Here is a 16052-nt window from a genome sequence, read left to right on the forward strand (position 1 = left end):
ATTAGCCAAATATATTATTTTTGTGCGATGGATAACCTGTACGCAATTGTTGATATTGAAACCACTGGTGGCCATGCCAGCGCACATGGTATCACAGAGATTGCCATTTATATCCATAACGGCAATGAAATTGTTGATGAATACCAAACCTTGATCAACCCTTTCCAAGAAATCCCGGTTTTTATCCAAAGCTTAACGGGCATCAGTAACGAGATGGTGAGCAAAGCGCCTTCTTTTGAAGAAGTTGCACCTAAGATATTTGAGCTTTTAGATCAAAAGATATTTGTTGCCCATAACGTAAATTTCGATTATTCTTTTGTAAACCATCATTTAAAAAAAGAAGGTTTTACCTTGGGAAACAAGAAATTATGTACGGTAAGGTTGGCCCGTAAGATATTTCCTGGTTTGCCCTCTTACAGTTTGGGCAAGTTAAGCAGGAGCTTAAACATCAGCATAAAAAACAGGCACAGGGCAGCTGGTGATGCTTTTGCAACCGCAAGCATCTTTAAGATGATGGTAGATGCAGATGATAAGGGTTACATTACAGAAGCATTGAAAGCCAAAGCCAAAGAAGAGGCCTTACCTCCGTTTATCTCTCGTAGCCAAATAGAAAGCATACCAAGGCAGCCAGGTGTTTATTATTTTAAGGATAAGAAAGACAAGATCATCTATGTTGGCAAAGCTAAGAACCTTTATAGAAGAATTTTAAGCCATTTCTCTAATAACAGTCCGAACAGGAATAAACAAGATTTTTTAAGGGAGATAAGGAAAATATCCCATCAGGTTTGCGGTACAGAACTGCAGGCCATGATTTTAGAGAACATTGAGATAAAAAGGTTGTGGCCGGCAAACAACAGGGCAGCCAAAAGACCAGAAAGAAGGTATTGTTTATATGTTTACGAGGATCAAAAAGGGTTTTTAAGGTTTGGCGTGGGTAAAAAGATAAAAAATATTAAGCCCACCTATTTGTTTAGCTCGCTTGCCCAATCCTATACCTTGGTAAACAATTGGTGCCAACAATACGGTTTATGCCCCAAATTATGTAACATCCAAAAATCTACGGAGGTGTGCAGCCATTTAGAAAACGGCAGTTGTTATTGTAATGATGAAGCTGGTTATTTAAGCTATAATGAAAAAGTAAATACCCTGATTACCGATCTTAGAAAAGAATTGCCATCGTTTATGATTGTTGATAGCGGGAGAAATACGCTAGAAAAAAGCTGTATCTTGATTGAAAAAGGTGTTTTTTACGGTATGGGTTATTTGAGGGAACATGAAGTACCCAATAGTTTAGAGAAAGCAAAATCGGTTTTGCAACCTTATCCTTCTTATCAGTTTATAGAAAAACTTATTTTTGATTTTGCTTTGCAGCATCCCCATAGGCAAATATTGCTCAATTAAAATGTACTTAAAATTAGACGTTAGTTGTTTTTATAATCCTTAAAATTTAATCCATTACCTGTTTTAATCGAGTTTTTATTTTGGCTTAATTTTTATATATTCATCAACAAATAAAATCCATTAAAATAATTCTCATGAAAAAATTAATTTACTTAACATTATCGCTTTTTTTATTAGTTGGAAGTGTAAACGTAGCATCAGCTAAAACAAACAACGAAACCAAACCATTAACAGAAAAACAACAGTTAGAATTAAAAAAACTGACCGATAGGGTAGAAGAGATCAGAAATATGGATAGGTCTAACCTAAGCCGTGAGCAAAAGAAAGAATTAAGGGCAGAATTACGGGCCATGAAAAAGGAAGCAAATTCTATCAGCAACGGTGGGATCTACCTTTCTGTAACCGCATTACTTGTAATCATCATTATTCTATTGATTTTATAAGACGCAAAAAAAAATTATTTAAAAACCGCACAGATTAAGTTTGGTGCGGTTTTTTTGTTGATAAAAATTTATTAATCGTAAATCGATATTTAATTTACCCGTTAAAAACTGGTATAATTAAGATGGGTAACAGTGATTTTATTTTATTAAAGTTAAGTTCAAACATTTAAAAATCATTTTGCCTTCTAAATTAAATTCTTTTATAGCATTACAATTTATTCTAGATATTTTTGCGGAAATGATACAACGATTATTCTATTGATATGCCAGTAAAAATCCCAAATAATCTCCCAGCAATAGAACTTTTAAAAGAAGAAAATATCTTTGTAATGAGTGATTTAAGAGCTGATATCCAAGATATTAGGCCAATGAAGGTTTTAATTTTGAACTTAATGCCCATTAAAATCACTACGGAAACGGATTTTGTGAGGTTGTTATCTAATAATCCTTTACAGGTAGAGGTAGAGTTTTTAAGATTAGATTCACATACTTCTAAAAATACATCAGAAAAGCATCTAGAAGAATTTTATAAAGGTTTTAGCAGCGTAAAAAACAATTATTATGATGGGATGATCATTACCGGTGCGCCCGTAGAACTTTTAAAGTTTGAAGAGGTTAATTATTGGAAAGAGGCTACCAAAATTTTTGATTGGGCAAGAACACACGTAACCTCTACCTTATACATTTGTTGGGCCTCGCAAGCTGCGCTTTACCATTTTTACGGTGTGCAAAAAACCGCTTTGGATAAAAAACTTTTCGGGGTTTTTAAACATACCGCCACAGAAAAAGGCTACCCTTTGTTTCGCGGTTTTGATGATGAGTTTTTTATCCCTCATAGTAGATATACCAGTATTTTAAAATCAGAATTTGAAGGTAAAAATGATATTTCTATTCTATCAGAATCTGAAGATGCGGGTATTGCTATCGCTTCTTCTAGGGGAGGGCGTGAGTTTTATCTTACAGGCCATTCTGAATATGCGCCACTTACTTTACATACAGAATATCAAAGAGATATAAAAAAGGGGATCAAGGCCGAATTACCCAAAAATTATTATAAAGCAGACAATCCTAAAAATGCACCGTTGGTTTGTTGGACAGGCCATGCCAACCTACTTTTTAATAATTGGCTAAATTATTTTGTTTATCAAGAAACTCCTTTTGATCTAAAAGATGTAGCGCATTTGGGAGATTTAAAGAACAATAATTGATAACTGGATAAAAACTTAACGTAGCGTTGATTTAGGTAGTTAGCAAGTTTTTATTTTCCAGTTTTTGTGATCAAAAATTCTGTTCTCCTATTGTTTGCCCTTCCTTCTTCAGTATCGTTATCAGACATTGGGGATGATTTTCCATAACCTTTATAGCTCAGTCTATCGGCACTTATTTGGTTGGAGATAAGATATTTATAAACCGCTTTGGCCCTGTTTTTGGATAGTTCTAAATTATGGGCATCATCGCCGGTATTATCGGTATATCCGCTTAATTCTATACTTACCTTTGGGTTTTCTTTCAAAAAATCGATGATTTTCTCTAACTCGGTTTTAGATTCTGGTTTTAGGTTATATTTATCGGTATCAAAAAATATATTTTTCAATATCACTTTTTTCCCTATCGCAATTTTTTGCAATGGTACTTGTAATAAAATGGGCTTGCCTACGGCATTTTTTATAACAGAGAAATTTCCAGAATAAAATAAGTAACCGTTCTTAGAAACATTTAATCCGTACTCCTTGTTCACTGGCAAGGTTGCCAAAAAGGAACCGTCAATGGCATCAGAAAGCGAGGTATGAATAGATTTAGCCGTTTTTAGATCGATAATTTCTATGACAGACTCTAATTTTTGCTTACTATCTGCATCAAAAACCACTCCTTTAACATAATTTACTGCTTCTGGCCTCAAATTTTGAGGTAAATCAAAAGAATAAATATCAAAGCCTCCGTAACCGTTAAAATTGTTGGAAGAGAAAAATGCTTTGGTACCAGAAGCATTAATGGTTAAACCGTTTTCTTCTCCGTAAGTATTTATTGGATAACCCAAGTTAGCGGGTTTGCCCCAATTGCCTAAACTATCTAATCTACTAATAAAAATATCTTTGTTTCCCATCCCTGGCCATCCGTTTGATGAAAAATACAATGTTTTGTTATCTGGGTGTATAAACGGCGATTGCTCGTCATAAGGTGTATTGATGTTTGGCCCCAAATTTTCTGGATCGCCCCATTTACCATCTGTTTGTAACTGGCTTTTCCAAATATCGTAACTACCCAAGCCGCCTTTTCTATCGCTCACAAAATAAAGCGTATGCCCGTCTGCTGATAAAGAAGGTTGAGACTCCCATCCCTTTGTGTTGATAGGGAAGCCTAAATTTAATGGCCTGCTCCAATCATTGCCTTCTTTTTGAGAAATGTAGATATCACAACGCCCGTATCCATCAGGCCGGTTACATCCCGTAAAAAAAAGGTATTGCCCATCAGGAGAGATACATTGTGCACCTTCATTGTAATTGGGTGTGTTGATATTTTTACTCAGATATTTTGCAGTAGTGTAGCCGGTATCAGTTTTAAAACTACGGTAAAAATCCTCATTCCTGTTTATCTGACGGGTAAATATAAGTGTGCTTTCATCTGCAGTAAGGGCAGCAAAATATTCTTCTTCTTTTGTATTTACGCCAGGCCCAAGGTTTTGTGGTTTAAAACTTACTGGATTTTTTATCGCATTTAATGCAAAAACACAATCTGCAATATATTTATCTGCTAGGGCAAGCTTGTCTGTTGCGGGGCTAGTTTTTTCTTTAAATAAGTTGTAATTGATGATGGCGCCTTCGTAATCGCCGGTTTTAAGTTGGCTTTCTGCAAAGTAGTAATAGCGATCTGGTGCAAAATTTGGGTTGATGGCAAAAGCCTTTTTATAAGTTTCTTTGGCGTTCAAATTATCAAACGTTACGCGATAAACATCTGCCAATAGCAAATATGCCTCAATAAATTTATCGTCTTGTTTAATTGCTTCGTTAAGTTCGTTTTCTGCTTCTTTAAAGTTGTTTAGATCTAAAAGATAACGGGCTTTTTCATAACTTTTTATTGCGGATCTACTGCTAACAGAATATTGGGTTTGTGAGAAACCCATTTGGCAAGCCAAAATCAAAACGGTTAAGAAGCAGATAGGTCTCATTATTAGGTAATAAAAACTAAAACTATAAATATTTACGGAATATTTAAGAACTTATGTGTTTGTAACGAAATTTCCCACTTCGGATTGTTCATCACGTAATCAATTATTAAGGGTGTCATCTCTGCAGATTTAGACCATTCTGGCTGTAAATACAGTTTGCAAGTTGGCGAAACCATTGCTGCATATTCTTCTGCCCATGTAAAATCACTTTTATTAAACAAAATTACCTTCAATTCATTTGCGAAAGGGGCAATATCTTTTCGGGGGGCTTTAAATTTTTTTGGGGATAAACAAATCCAGTCCCAAAAACCAGAAAGGGGGTAGGCACCCGAGGTTTCGATAAAAGTCGCTATACCCGCAGTTTTCAATTGTTTGGTCAAATAATCGAGGTTATAAAGTAAAGGCTCGCCACCTGTTACCACCACTGCCTTGCCGGGATATTGTTTAGCGTTTTGTACAATTTTGTCTGCCGTAGTCAATGGATGTAAATTAGCGTCCCAGCTTTCTTTCACATCGCACCAATGGCAGCCCACATCACAACCTCCCAAACGAATAAAATAAGCAGCTTTTCCTGAATTGAACCCCTCACCCTGTATGGTGTAAAACTCTTCCATTAAAGGTAATAAAGAGCCGTCTTCGGGAATAATATTTTGTGTTTTCAAGCAGGCAAAGATAAGCCTATTTTGATAATCGGAGATTTATTTGTCAAATTAATGATATTTATATGAAATGGTTTTACATAGCATACGGTCGAAACTATGTACCCCGCGGTTTCAACCGTGAACCCAACCCACCGTTGAAACCGTGAACCCAACCCACGGTTGAAACCGTGGGCTATTAAACCCTTTCTAAAACTTTAACAATCATATCGGCCACAATTTTTTCTGGGTTTTTGGCAAATTGAAATTTAAGGCGATGGGCTAATATGGCATTGATCGATAAGGCTTGATGGCCCAAAGCATTTGCCAAAGCGTAAATACCTGCTGTTTCCATTTCTAAATTGGTAATCTTTTGATTATGGAGTTCAAAAGTGCTCAGCTTTTCTAGTAAAAGAGGCTGGGCTATTTTTGCCCTCACTTGCCGCCCTTGTGGCGCATAAAATCCCGGAGCCGTTGCGGTAATGCCCCGTGGCATATCGAAAGCAATTTTTTTCAACAGCTTTTTAGATGCTGATGTAAGGTATGGTTGTGAATTTAATTTTGGTAAATGTTGTGTAATTGCCTGTGCCAGATATTTATCCTCTATGGTAACATCTTGTACGTAATAATTCATCAGGGCATCTAAGCCCAAACCATGGCTAGAGGCCAAGATGGTACCTACTCCTATATCTTCTCTTATGCTGCCAGAGGTGCCCACCCTTATAATATTTAAACTTTTCAATTCGTTTTTAACTGTTCGGGTCGTAAAATCTAAGTTTACCAGGGCATCTAATTCGTTTAAAACGATGTCGATATTATCGGTTCCAATCCCGGTAGAAATTACGGTTATTCTTTTATCGCCCAGAAAACCTGTATGCGTCTTAAACTCTCTTTTCCCTTTTTTTATTTCTATTTTATCAAAGTGTTTACTTACCTCATCCACGCGATCTGGATCGCCAACGGTTATTATGGTATCTGCCACATCTTGTGGCAAAATATTGAGGTGGTAGATGCTACCATCGGGATTGATGATCAAGTCTGCTTCTGAAATGGTTTTCATAATGTATAAAGATATTTGAATTTTATCGTTTCGATTTTTTCTAATTTATCGATTATTTTATTTAAACCATACTGATTGATGGAGATTTCCATTTTACAAAGTGGACAGAAACTTTGTTCTAAATTGTTCTTAATAAAATGGATAGGCGAGGGCTAAAGATTTGTTCCTATTATCTCTACAAATAACTTAGGTTTTAAATAGCATTTGGTAAATTTAAGATGGCAATGGCCACCAAAGCTAATCCTAAACCTATGATGTTTAGCTTGCTCAATTTTTCTTTAAAAAGCCAAATGCCAACTATTGATCCTAAGGTAACCACCCCAATATCTAAAGAAGAAAACACCACCGATGGCCTATTGCTTTCTATCTGTAAAGCCTTGATGTAAAATAAGATACTCCCAAAATTGAAAAGCCCGAGAACAATACCTGCAAATGCGGCTTTAAGCTGAAATTTTAATTTCCCTGTTAAATATTGAACCAGTAAACTAGCAAAGCCCAAAAATGTAGCGATGGTAAAAATATAAACCAATGAAGCGGTAAAGGGTATGTCCTTTAATTTGGTAAGCAAATTAAGTAGCACATCAATGATCCCTGTACCAAAAAAAACGATTAAAGGATACCAATTAGCGCCGCTTTTAAAGTTGGTTCTGCCAGGAGGTTTTGAAGCATAAATGGCTGTAAGGCCTATTGCCAAGCCTATGATTTTAATTAAAGTAGGTGTTTCGGTAAATATCAAAAATGCAGAGAGAACTGGGATTATCAAAGACAACCTTTGTGCAATTGCAGTTAAAACGATACCCGATGTAGCAATGCTTTTCCCGATGAAATAGAAAATAGAAATCAATAAAAGGGCAATTATCGCATAAAGCAACCATTCTGTTTGGTTTGGAGCGGTTGATAAGTTTGGTTTAAATACGAAATAGCAAAATAATGCCGCAGTGGGATAATTAAAAACTATAGCTTGGTAAGCATTGGTATCGTACCTTTTAAAAAGTTTAAAATTTATGCTTACAATAACGCTGCACAATATGGCGATAAAGACATAAATCATTGTTTTAAGGGGTTTACAATGGTTAGTAAATCTTCTCCTATTTGTTCTTTATTGATGATTTTTCCCTCTAAAACGGGAGATTTAATCCCTTCTCCCCATAATTTTGGGGCAGTAAAAATCCTTGCTTCATCCCAAAGCTGGGCATCTATAAAAGACTGTAAAGTTTTGCTGCCACCTTCTATGATCACAGATTGCACATCCTGCAAATACAGTTGAAACATTATATACTGGGGTAAAAAATGCTCGAAATCTTCGATAGAGATATACAGAGTTTTATCATTTATATCGGTTAAAACATCATTAAAAACAAATGTTTTAGTACTGTTATCGAATAAGTTAAGGTTTTTTGGTAAACTTAGCTTCTGGTCTATAACCGCCCTAATTGGGTTTCTGCCACTTACCAACCTCACATTTAATTGAGGATCATCTGCCAAAGCAGTATTTTTACCTACCAAAATACAATCTTCTTGGCCTCGCCAAAGATGTACCAACCTTTGGGCTGCTTTGCCAGAAATCCATTTTTGCTCACCAATAGAGGGGGCAAAAAAACCATCTTGGGTTTGTGCCCATTTAAGGATAATGTATGGTCTCTGTTTTAAAACTTTGGTAAAGAAACGTTTATTTAACGCAAGGCACTCATTTTCTAAAATACCAGCAACCACATTGATCCCAGCTGCTTTTAACTTAGCAATTCCTTTTCCGTTAACGTTTTTAAAAGGATCTAAGCAACCTATTACAACGTTCGGGATTTGATGCCTGATGATTAAATCTGCACAAGGCGGGGTTTTGCCAAAATGTGCGCAGGGTTCTAGGGTTACATAAAGGGTTGCTTCTTTTAAAAGCTCGGCAGCATTTTTGTAATTCTCAAAAACCCGATCAATAGCATTAACCTCGGCGTGTGGCCCACCATAATATTGATGGTAACCTTCGCCTATAATTTTATCTTTATAAATGATTACAGATCCCACCATTGGGTTAGGGCTTACACTGCCCAAACCAAGTTTAGCTAAAAAAATAGCTCTTTTTAAAACTGTTTCATGCGTTATCACGTACCAAAGTTAATAATTACACACCATCGGTTTATCAAAACCTTTGTTATCGTTAAAATATGCTCAAATTATTACTTGCAACTGTTTTAAGCCTCCTTTTTTTAGGTTCTAATGATCAAGATCTAGAATCTAAAAAGGTGTCTTTTGATACCGTAACAGTTGTATTTAATAGGCTGCAATCTAAAAAACCTAGTGATGCCTTGGTTGATCGGCTTAATAATTTGGCAGAAGATGTTTTAGACAAAGATTACATCCAATCCTTATCCATTTCAAAAAAATCTTTAGCCATAGCAGAAAATTTAGGCTATTTAAAAGGACAGGCAGAAGCCTTGCATATTATAGGGTCTTCCTTTAATGCCAGCGAGAATTATACCATTGCTTTAGAGCAATTAGATAGGGCGGCATCAATTGCTAAATCTATCAATGACAGGCTTTTATTTGCTAAAATAAACAATACCAGAGGGCTTTTATTTATAAACATTGGGTATTTTAACGATGCTTTAACCGTTTTAAAACAATCTTTGGTAGAACTTAAACAAATTGATCCTAATCATCCGTTTATTGGTGCAGTTCTTCATAATCTAGGTTATTTATACCTTAACAAAAACAACAATGTTTTGGCTATCCAATTTTTTGATCAAGCTATAAACCATAATAGCCAAAATATAAATTGGTTGGCCCAAAATTATTTTGAAAGGGCGGTTGCCAATAAAAACTTAAGCAATTACGATCAAGCTAAATCAGATGCGATAACCGCTATCAGGCTATCAGAAAAGGCAGGTAATTTTGCGCTCACTGTACAAAACCTTAATTTATTGGGTACTATTTCTTTAAATTTTGATGAGTATAAAAAAGCCGACCAACTTTTGGATAAAGCTTTAGAACTTTCTTTTCAGCATCAGTTATTTAAAGAAAGGTTGTTGATCTACAAGTCTTTATCACGCCTTAACGAAAAAAGCCAAAATTATAAAGCAGGTTTTAATATAGAAAAAAGCTATAATAAACTTTATGATAGCCTTTTTAATAAAGAAAGATATAAGCAATTAGACGAGTTTAGGGTTTATTACGGAGCCAAACAAAAACAGAATGAAAACATCGCCCTAAAAAAAGCTAATCTGAACAAAGAAATTAAAATCCAGAATAAAAACTATTTTATTCTAGCTTTTGTATTCATCTTGCTTTTAACGGTTTACCTGCTTTGGCTGTTTTTTAAACGTGGCAAAAGGATGGATAACTATAATCATCTTTTAACCAAGCAAAACGAAGAGATAAATTTGCAAAAAAAGAAGTTAGAAGAATTGAGCCAATGGAAAAGCAAATTTTTTTCTATCATTTCGCATGATCTAAGGGGGCCAATTTTATCTTTAAAAGGAATGCTGTCACTTTATAACGATAAATTACTGAGCGATGATGACCTCAAGCTTTTCATGGCAGAGCTAAACAAAAATTTTGTAACCACCTCTAATTTGATGGATAATCTTTTAATGTGGTCTAAAAGCCAGATGCAGGGACAAAAATTGGCCAAGCAAGAGATAGACGTTTCTAAAATCACGGATGAGAATTTAGATGTATTAAAGCTAAAGATAGATGATAAAAACCTTCAGGTAGAAAAAGAAATAACAGATAGTTATGCTTATGCTGATGAAGAATCTATATCTATCGTGATTAGAAATTTATTGGCAAACGCCATCAAATTTTCTAATATAGGGGGCGTGATAACAATATCATCGCACAAAGAAAGCGACAAATTGATCGTTTGCGTAAAAGATAATGGTTTGGGAATGTCCGTAGGGCAGATTTCGATGGTGCTTAAGCATACTTTTTATACCACAGAAGGCACAAAAAACGAAAAGGGAAGCGGTTTGGGAGTACTATTATGTGAAGAATTTGTGCGTAAAAACGGTGGAAGATTTTGGGTAGAAAGTGAGATGGGATTAGGCAGTTCTTTTTACTTTAGTTTACCTTTGAAAAAATAATTTTCTATTGCAAGTAAATAAAACACATTTTAAATCGGCTTTAAAACACCTTTATAACAATAGCGAATCTGAAATTCTTTATCAAATGTTGATGGAGAATTTGCTTAGTAAACGTGTTTTTGATACTGTTGAATTGGACCAACAAAAGCATGAAATCTATCTCAATTATTTAGATCAGTTAAAACAAGAAGTCCCAATTCAGTATATTTTGGCCATAGCAGATTTCTATCAACTAAAATTTAAGGTAGATAAAAATGTTTTGATCCCACGGCCAGAAACAGAGGAGTTAGTGCATTTAATTATTTCTGATCATAAAAATAAAGCCGATTTATCGATCCTAGATATTGGCACAGGTAGCGGATGTATCCCTGTTGCGTTAAAAAAGAATATTACGCAGGCAAAGGTTTACGCCATTGACATTAGTGAAAAAGCTTTGGAAATTGCTAAAGAAAATGCTCTAATAAATAGGGTAGAGGTAGATTTTATATTAGATGATGCGCTGAATTTATTGAACCAAAAATACCCTAAATTTGATGTGATCGTAAGCAACCCACCATACATTGCAGCAAAAGAAAAGCAAGAATTACAAAAACAGGTTTTAAACCACGAGCCACATTTGGCTTTATTTGTAGATGATGAAAGCCCCTTGGTTTTTTATGATAAGATTGCTGATTTTGCCATTAACAATCTAAATAAGAACGGATTTTTATATTTTGAAATTAACCAGTATTTAGCTTTAGAAACCAAGCAATTAATTGAAAATAAGGGATTTAAAGTTGATGTTATTAAAGATATGAATGATAATTACAGAATTATCAAGGCTAGTTTCTAGGATGAAACTCTTTAATGGTCTGCTTTAAAAAATCCCTATCTAAATGGGTATAGATCTCTGTTGTGGTAATGCTTTCATGCCCTAACATTTCTTGTATCGCCCTTAGATCTGCACCACCTTCTATTAAATGTGTAGCAAAAGAATGCCTAAACGTATGCGGACTTATATTTTTCTGTAAGCCTATTTTTTGCGCCAGGTCTTTGATCAACATAAAAACCATTATCCTACTTAGTTTGGTTCCCCTACGGTTTAAAAACATAAAATCTTCTTGCCCTTTTTTTATTTCTTGATGATTTCTTACCGTTTGCCTGTAAATAGCGATATGCTTCATTGCGGTATCACCGATAGGCACCAATCTTTCTTTATTTCCCTTTCCAGAGATTTTAATAAACTCCACATCGGGGAAATAGTTAGATATTTTTAATTCTATCAATTCGCTTACCCGCAAACCGCTGCTGTACAAAGTTTCTAACATCGCTTTATTCCTGATGTTTTCTGGTTTGCTTAGGTCTAATGCCGCTATTAAGCCCTCAACTTCTTCAACCGTAAGTACATCTGGTAGTTTTCTCCTAGTTTTTGGTGCTTCTATTAGGGCAGAGGGGTCTTTTGTGATCAGATCTTCTATGATTAAAAATTTATAGAAAGACTTTATCCCACTGATCAACCTTGCTTGGCTTGTGGCCAACATACCCAATTGGTTAACCCATTGCAAAAGATCTTTTAGATCTTGAGTGGTTATTTTTAATGGAGCTATGCTTTTATCATGATAAATTAAAAACTGCTCTATTTTATCAATATCACGCAAATAAGCCTCAATAGAGTTTTTAGATAGCGAACGCTCTAATTTTAGATAATTTTTGAATGCTTTTTTTGCCGATTGCCAATCCACTTTTTGTTTTAAAAATTTAATGATAAGTTTGAGCGCATGAAGATACAAATTATCAACGGGCCAAATTTAAACCTTTTGGGCAAACGCGAACCAGGGATTTATGGTAACCAAGGTTTCGAGAGCTATTTTGAAGATTTAAAACGTAAATATACCGATGTAGATCTATATTATTTCCAAAGTAATGTAGAAGGAGAGATTATTGATAAACTTCATGAAATAGGTTTTTCTTTTGATGGTGTTGTGATGAATGCGGGAGCTTACACACATACATCTGTTGCCATAGCTGATGCCGTTGCCGCTATAAAAACACCCGTTGTTGAAGTTCATATCTCTAATGTTTATGCCAGGGAAGAATTTAGGCACCATAGCATGATGGCCAAAAATTGTAAGGGTGTTATCACGGGTTTTGGGATGATGAGCTATGAACTGGCTTTAAAGAGTTTTATGCCTTAACTCTTTTTTTATAAGTAAACAGATAAACAAAAACCGCACATAAAGCCATTATTGCAGAGGCGATACAGATAGATTGCCAACCTTGCCACTCCCATAATGCCAAACCAATTGCAGAACCCAGCGATGCCCCGATAAAGCTCATGGTCATTAAAACGGTGTTTAACCTATTTCTTGCCGCAGGGTCCAAAGCATAAACCCTGGTTTGGTTGCTTACATGAACCGCTTGTTGACCCATTTCTAACAAAATAATACCTCCGATAAAAACAAAAAGCTTGGCACTAAAAAAGTAAAATATAACCTGACTTATAAAAAGAATAATTAAGCCATAGCCTACGGCAATCCTTGGGTTTGCCTTATCTCCAACGCTACCAATTAACGGTGCTGTGAAAGCTCCAACAGCACCTACCAAGCCAAATAAACCTATTTTGTCGCTCTCAAAACTATAAGGTTGTTGGGCAAGCAGTAAAACCATGTTGGTCCAAAAAGTACCAAAAATCATAAACACAAAGAAATTGATGATGGAGCTTTCTCTTAAAACAGGCTCTTTTTTTATCAAGGTGGTTAAAGAACCCATCAGCTTTTTATAACCTCCGGTAAAGGTTGGGTGGTTTTTTGGAAAACGATAGTAAATCAACCCGATTATTATGGTACAGATGCAGGCTGCAATCCAAAACATTGTCCTCCAACCGTATAAATCGCCCACAAACCCACTTACAGTTCGAGATACCAAAATCCCTATTAAAAGTCCACTCATTACAATGCCAATTACCTTGCCCCTGTTTTTTGGTGCAGAAAGTTGGGCTGCCAACGGTAATATCAGTTGCGGAACCACAGAACTAAATCCTATAATAAAACAAGCAAGCTCTAAAACCCAAAATTTTGTTGCTATGGCAGCGCAAATTAAAGCTATAACGGCCAATATTGTGGTAAGTATTATTTGTTTCTTGCGCTCAAACATATCGCCCAAAGGCACCAAAAACAACAAACCAGCTGCATAACCAGCCTGTGTTAAATATGAAGTATGCCCAGCTTGTGCAGAAGAAATATGGAAATCTTTAGCGATCAAAACAATAAGAGGTTGGCAATAATAAATGTTTGCAACAATGAAACCTGTTGCCAAGGCCATTATAATTACGTCAGATTTTTTTAATTCCATAAAAAGGTTTAATTTTTCCTTAAGTTTTTAAACCTTTTATTTCCTAATAAAAAATAATCTATCACTATGCTTTTATTGTACATCCCAACCAAATTTGGGGTTTTACTAATGTCCCTGTTATATTTTATGGAATGGTTATAAAAAGCTTTTATCACATGTCTGTGTGCTTTAGAAACAGCAGCAGCATTTTTAAATTTTCCATCCACCAAAAATTTTATTATGGCCAAAAAGTCTAAACAGAACCTAAAGGGGATTAAAAAGTTTGCCCGCCAAGGTTTAATGTTCTTTTTTATTAGATAATGGTTGTTTCTAAAATTTAGGTAGGTTTTAAAAGGGCTTTCTGCGTTTAAGGTGCCTCCGCCAACATGGTAAACCATAGACTTGCCACAATACATTACTTTGTATCCTAAGTTTTTAACTCGCCAGCAAAGGTCAATCTCTTCCATGTGGGCAAAAAACCGCTCGTCCAAACCATTTACGCGTTTCCAGACAGAAGATTTTATAAACAAGGCACAACCAGCGGCCCAAAAAATCTCTCGGTTATCGTTATACTGCCCAACATCCTCCTCTACAAAATCAAAAATACGCCCTCTACAAAACGGATAAGCCCATTTATCGATAAAACAACCTGCTGCGCCAGCATATTCGAAATGGTTTTTGATTAAAAGCGAACGTATTTTAGGTTGTGCAATGGCAATTTTATCATCACTCTCCATTAAATCTATAACGGGTTTAATCCAACCCGTGGTTACTTCAACGTCAGAATTTAATAAGATAAAATAATCGGCCTTTACCTGTGCCAAAACTTTGTTATAACCTTCGGCGAAGCCAAAATTTCGCTCGTTTCTAATGATCTTTACCAATGGGAAATTATCCTTCAAGAAATTACAAGATTCATCTGTAGAGTCGTTATCGCCAACAATAATCTGCAGGTTTGGATAAGGGCAATTAAATACGGATGGCAAAAATTTCTCCAAGTAATTTTGCCCGTTCCAGTTTAGGATCACAATGGCTACGCTAGGTTGTTCCATTTGCCACCTCCTTTTTATATTTCCATCTTTTGTGCGACCATAGCCAGTAAGCAGGTTCTGCATTGATCCTATCCTCTAAAATCTTGGTGTGCTTTTTTGTTATTTCTAAAGTATCCGTTTTAGAAGGATCATCGCAAACCAATTTAAAATCGCAAGTGTAATAGCCTCGTTTTGCCAAAGCGACATCACAAAATATAATGGGCGAATTTGTAGATTTTGCAATTTTTTCTAAACCCATAAAAACCGCGGTTTCTTGGTTTAAAAAAGTAACCCATGCTTGTGAATCTCCATGTGCGGGCGTTTGATCTGTTGCAAATATAGTAGAGGTTAAATCGTTCTTCCTCCTAATTATTTCTTTTAAAGATGTTTTCATCCTTATCATCTTGGCCCCGCTTTTTTCCCTCGCTTTTTTAAAAAAATCATCAAAAAAAGCATTATTCAAGGGCTTGTAAATGATCAATACGGCAGCTTTCATTGCAATAGGGGTAACTATTGCGCTCCATTCCCAATTGCCATAGTGGCCTACGGCAGATAGGTAACTTTGGCTCTTCTCTTCATATTTTCTTAATAATTCTATATTACTGAAACTAAAGCGTTTCTCTATAAAGCTTGGTGGAGCAGAAATCATTTTAATGGTTTCTACAAATAAGTCTGCTAAGTATTTAAAAAACTTTTTTTCAATAGCCTTTAGTTCTTCTAGGCTTTTATCGGGGAAAGAGTTTTGCAAATTACTTAATACCACATGTCTTCTGTATTTGATCACATAAAAAAGAACGAGATAAATAAAATCTGACAATAGATATAGCAAGAACATGGGGAGCAGGGAGAGCAAGTACAAAAAAAATGCTGCAACATAAAAAAGCCCTCTATTTATCATTAATTTTACGGTGTAATATTATTTGCAAAC

At 35.4% G+C, this 16052-nt stretch carries 15 protein-coding genes; 6 read left to right on the forward strand and 9 right to left on the reverse strand.

Annotation, left to right across the window (positions count from 1 at the left end):
* Positions 1-27 precede the first annotated feature (27 nt).
* The 3 genes from I5M32_RS06270 (at position 28) to metA (ending at position 3052) form a co-directional block, all read left to right on the forward strand.
* Positions 28-1401 carry an exonuclease domain-containing protein gene (locus I5M32_RS06270; protein ID WP_200585341.1) on the forward strand — a complete coding sequence of 458 codons (1374 nt, stop codon included), beginning with the start codon at positions 28-30 and terminating at the stop codon, positions 1399-1401.
* Between the two features lie 134 nt (positions 1402-1535).
* Positions 1536-1844: a hypothetical protein gene (locus tag I5M32_RS06275; protein WP_200585342.1), complete on the forward strand. Its 309-nt coding sequence runs from the start codon at positions 1536-1538 to the stop codon at positions 1842-1844.
* Positions 1845-2107: 263 nt separating this feature from the next.
* The gene (metA, locus tag I5M32_RS06280; RefSeq protein WP_200585343.1) at positions 2108-3052 is read left to right on the forward strand and encodes a homoserine O-acetyltransferase MetA; all 945 of its coding nucleotides are present in this window, start codon (positions 2108-2110) and stop codon (positions 3050-3052) included.
* 50 nt (positions 3053-3102) lie between these two features.
* Here the strand turns inward: metA and I5M32_RS06285 are convergent, their stop codons facing one another.
* The 5 genes from I5M32_RS06285 to ribD form a co-directional block, all read right to left on the reverse strand.
* Complete coding sequence (locus I5M32_RS06285; RefSeq protein WP_200585344.1) at positions 3103-5010, reverse strand: OmpA family protein; 1908 nt, start codon at positions 5008-5010, stop codon at positions 3103-3105.
* Between the two features lie 32 nt (positions 5011-5042).
* Entirely contained in the window at positions 5043-5624 is a 582-nt protein-coding gene (locus tag I5M32_RS06290; RefSeq protein ID WP_200585407.1) for a 7-carboxy-7-deazaguanine synthase QueE, read from the reverse strand.
* A gap of 223 nt (positions 5625-5847) precedes the next feature.
* Positions 5848-6708: a nucleoside phosphorylase gene (locus tag I5M32_RS06295; RefSeq protein WP_200585345.1), complete on the reverse strand. Its 861-nt coding sequence runs from the start codon at positions 6706-6708 to the stop codon at positions 5848-5850.
* 193 nt (positions 6709-6901) lie between these two features.
* Positions 6902-7759, reverse strand: coding sequence for an EamA/RhaT family transporter (locus I5M32_RS06300; RefSeq protein WP_200585346.1), 858 nt, complete (start codon positions 7757-7759; stop codon positions 6902-6904).
* Complete coding sequence (gene ribD, locus I5M32_RS06305) at positions 7756-8808, reverse strand: bifunctional diaminohydroxyphosphoribosylaminopyrimidine deaminase/5-amino-6-(5-phosphoribosylamino)uracil reductase RibD (RefSeq protein WP_394370316.1); 1053 nt, start codon at positions 8806-8808, stop codon at positions 7756-7758. Before ribD ends, I5M32_RS06300 begins: the two co-directional genes overlap by 4 nt.
* Positions 8809-8867: 59 nt before the next feature.
* Here ribD and I5M32_RS06310 point away from each other — a divergent pair, with 59 nt between their 5' ends.
* Positions 8868-10784: a tetratricopeptide repeat-containing sensor histidine kinase gene (locus tag I5M32_RS06310; RefSeq protein ID WP_200585347.1), complete on the forward strand. Its 1917-nt coding sequence runs from the start codon at positions 8868-8870 to the stop codon at positions 10782-10784.
* A 7-nt stretch (positions 10785-10791) separates the two neighbouring features.
* Entirely contained in the window at positions 10792-11616 is an 825-nt protein-coding gene (gene prmC / locus I5M32_RS06315) for a peptide chain release factor N(5)-glutamine methyltransferase (RefSeq protein ID WP_262895588.1), read from the forward strand.
* Here prmC and xerD read toward each other — a convergent pair.
* Positions 11606-12505, reverse strand: a complete 900-nt coding sequence (xerD, locus tag I5M32_RS06320; protein ID WP_200585349.1) for a site-specific tyrosine recombinase XerD — start codon at positions 12503-12505, stop codon at positions 11606-11608. The two genes, prmC and xerD, sit on opposite strands and share 11 nt — an antisense overlap.
* A gap of 36 nt (positions 12506-12541) precedes the next feature.
* On the opposite strand from xerD, the gene aroQ reads away from it, so the two are divergent.
* On the forward strand, positions 12542-12958 hold the full coding sequence (gene aroQ, locus I5M32_RS06325) for a type II 3-dehydroquinate dehydratase (RefSeq protein ID WP_200585350.1): 417 nt from the start codon (positions 12542-12544) through the stop codon (positions 12956-12958).
* Here the strand turns inward: aroQ and I5M32_RS06330 are convergent.
* Genes I5M32_RS06330 through I5M32_RS06340 form a run of 3 tightly spaced genes read right to left on the reverse strand, consistent with a single transcriptional unit; the run spans position 12948 to position 16022 of the window.
* The gene (locus tag I5M32_RS06330) at positions 12948-14114 is read right to left on the reverse strand and encodes an MFS transporter (protein WP_200585351.1); all 1167 of its coding nucleotides are present in this window, start codon (positions 14112-14114) and stop codon (positions 12948-12950) included. The genes aroQ and I5M32_RS06330 overlap by 11 nt on opposite strands.
* A gap of 8 nt (positions 14115-14122) precedes the next feature.
* A complete protein-coding gene (locus tag I5M32_RS06335; RefSeq protein ID WP_317193102.1) occupies positions 14123-15208 on the reverse strand; it encodes a glycosyltransferase family 2 protein in 1086 nt (361 codons plus the stop codon).
* Positions 15132-16022, reverse strand: coding sequence for a lysophospholipid acyltransferase family protein (locus I5M32_RS06340; RefSeq protein WP_200585352.1), 891 nt, complete (start codon positions 16020-16022; stop codon positions 15132-15134). The genes I5M32_RS06335 and I5M32_RS06340 overlap by 77 nt, the downstream gene beginning before the upstream one ends.
* Positions 16023-16052: the final 30 nt, after the last annotated feature.

The organism is Pedobacter segetis, from assembly GCF_016623585.1.
Taxonomy (GTDB): Bacteria; Bacteroidota; Bacteroidia; order Sphingobacteriales; family Sphingobacteriaceae; genus Pseudopedobacter; species Pseudopedobacter segetis.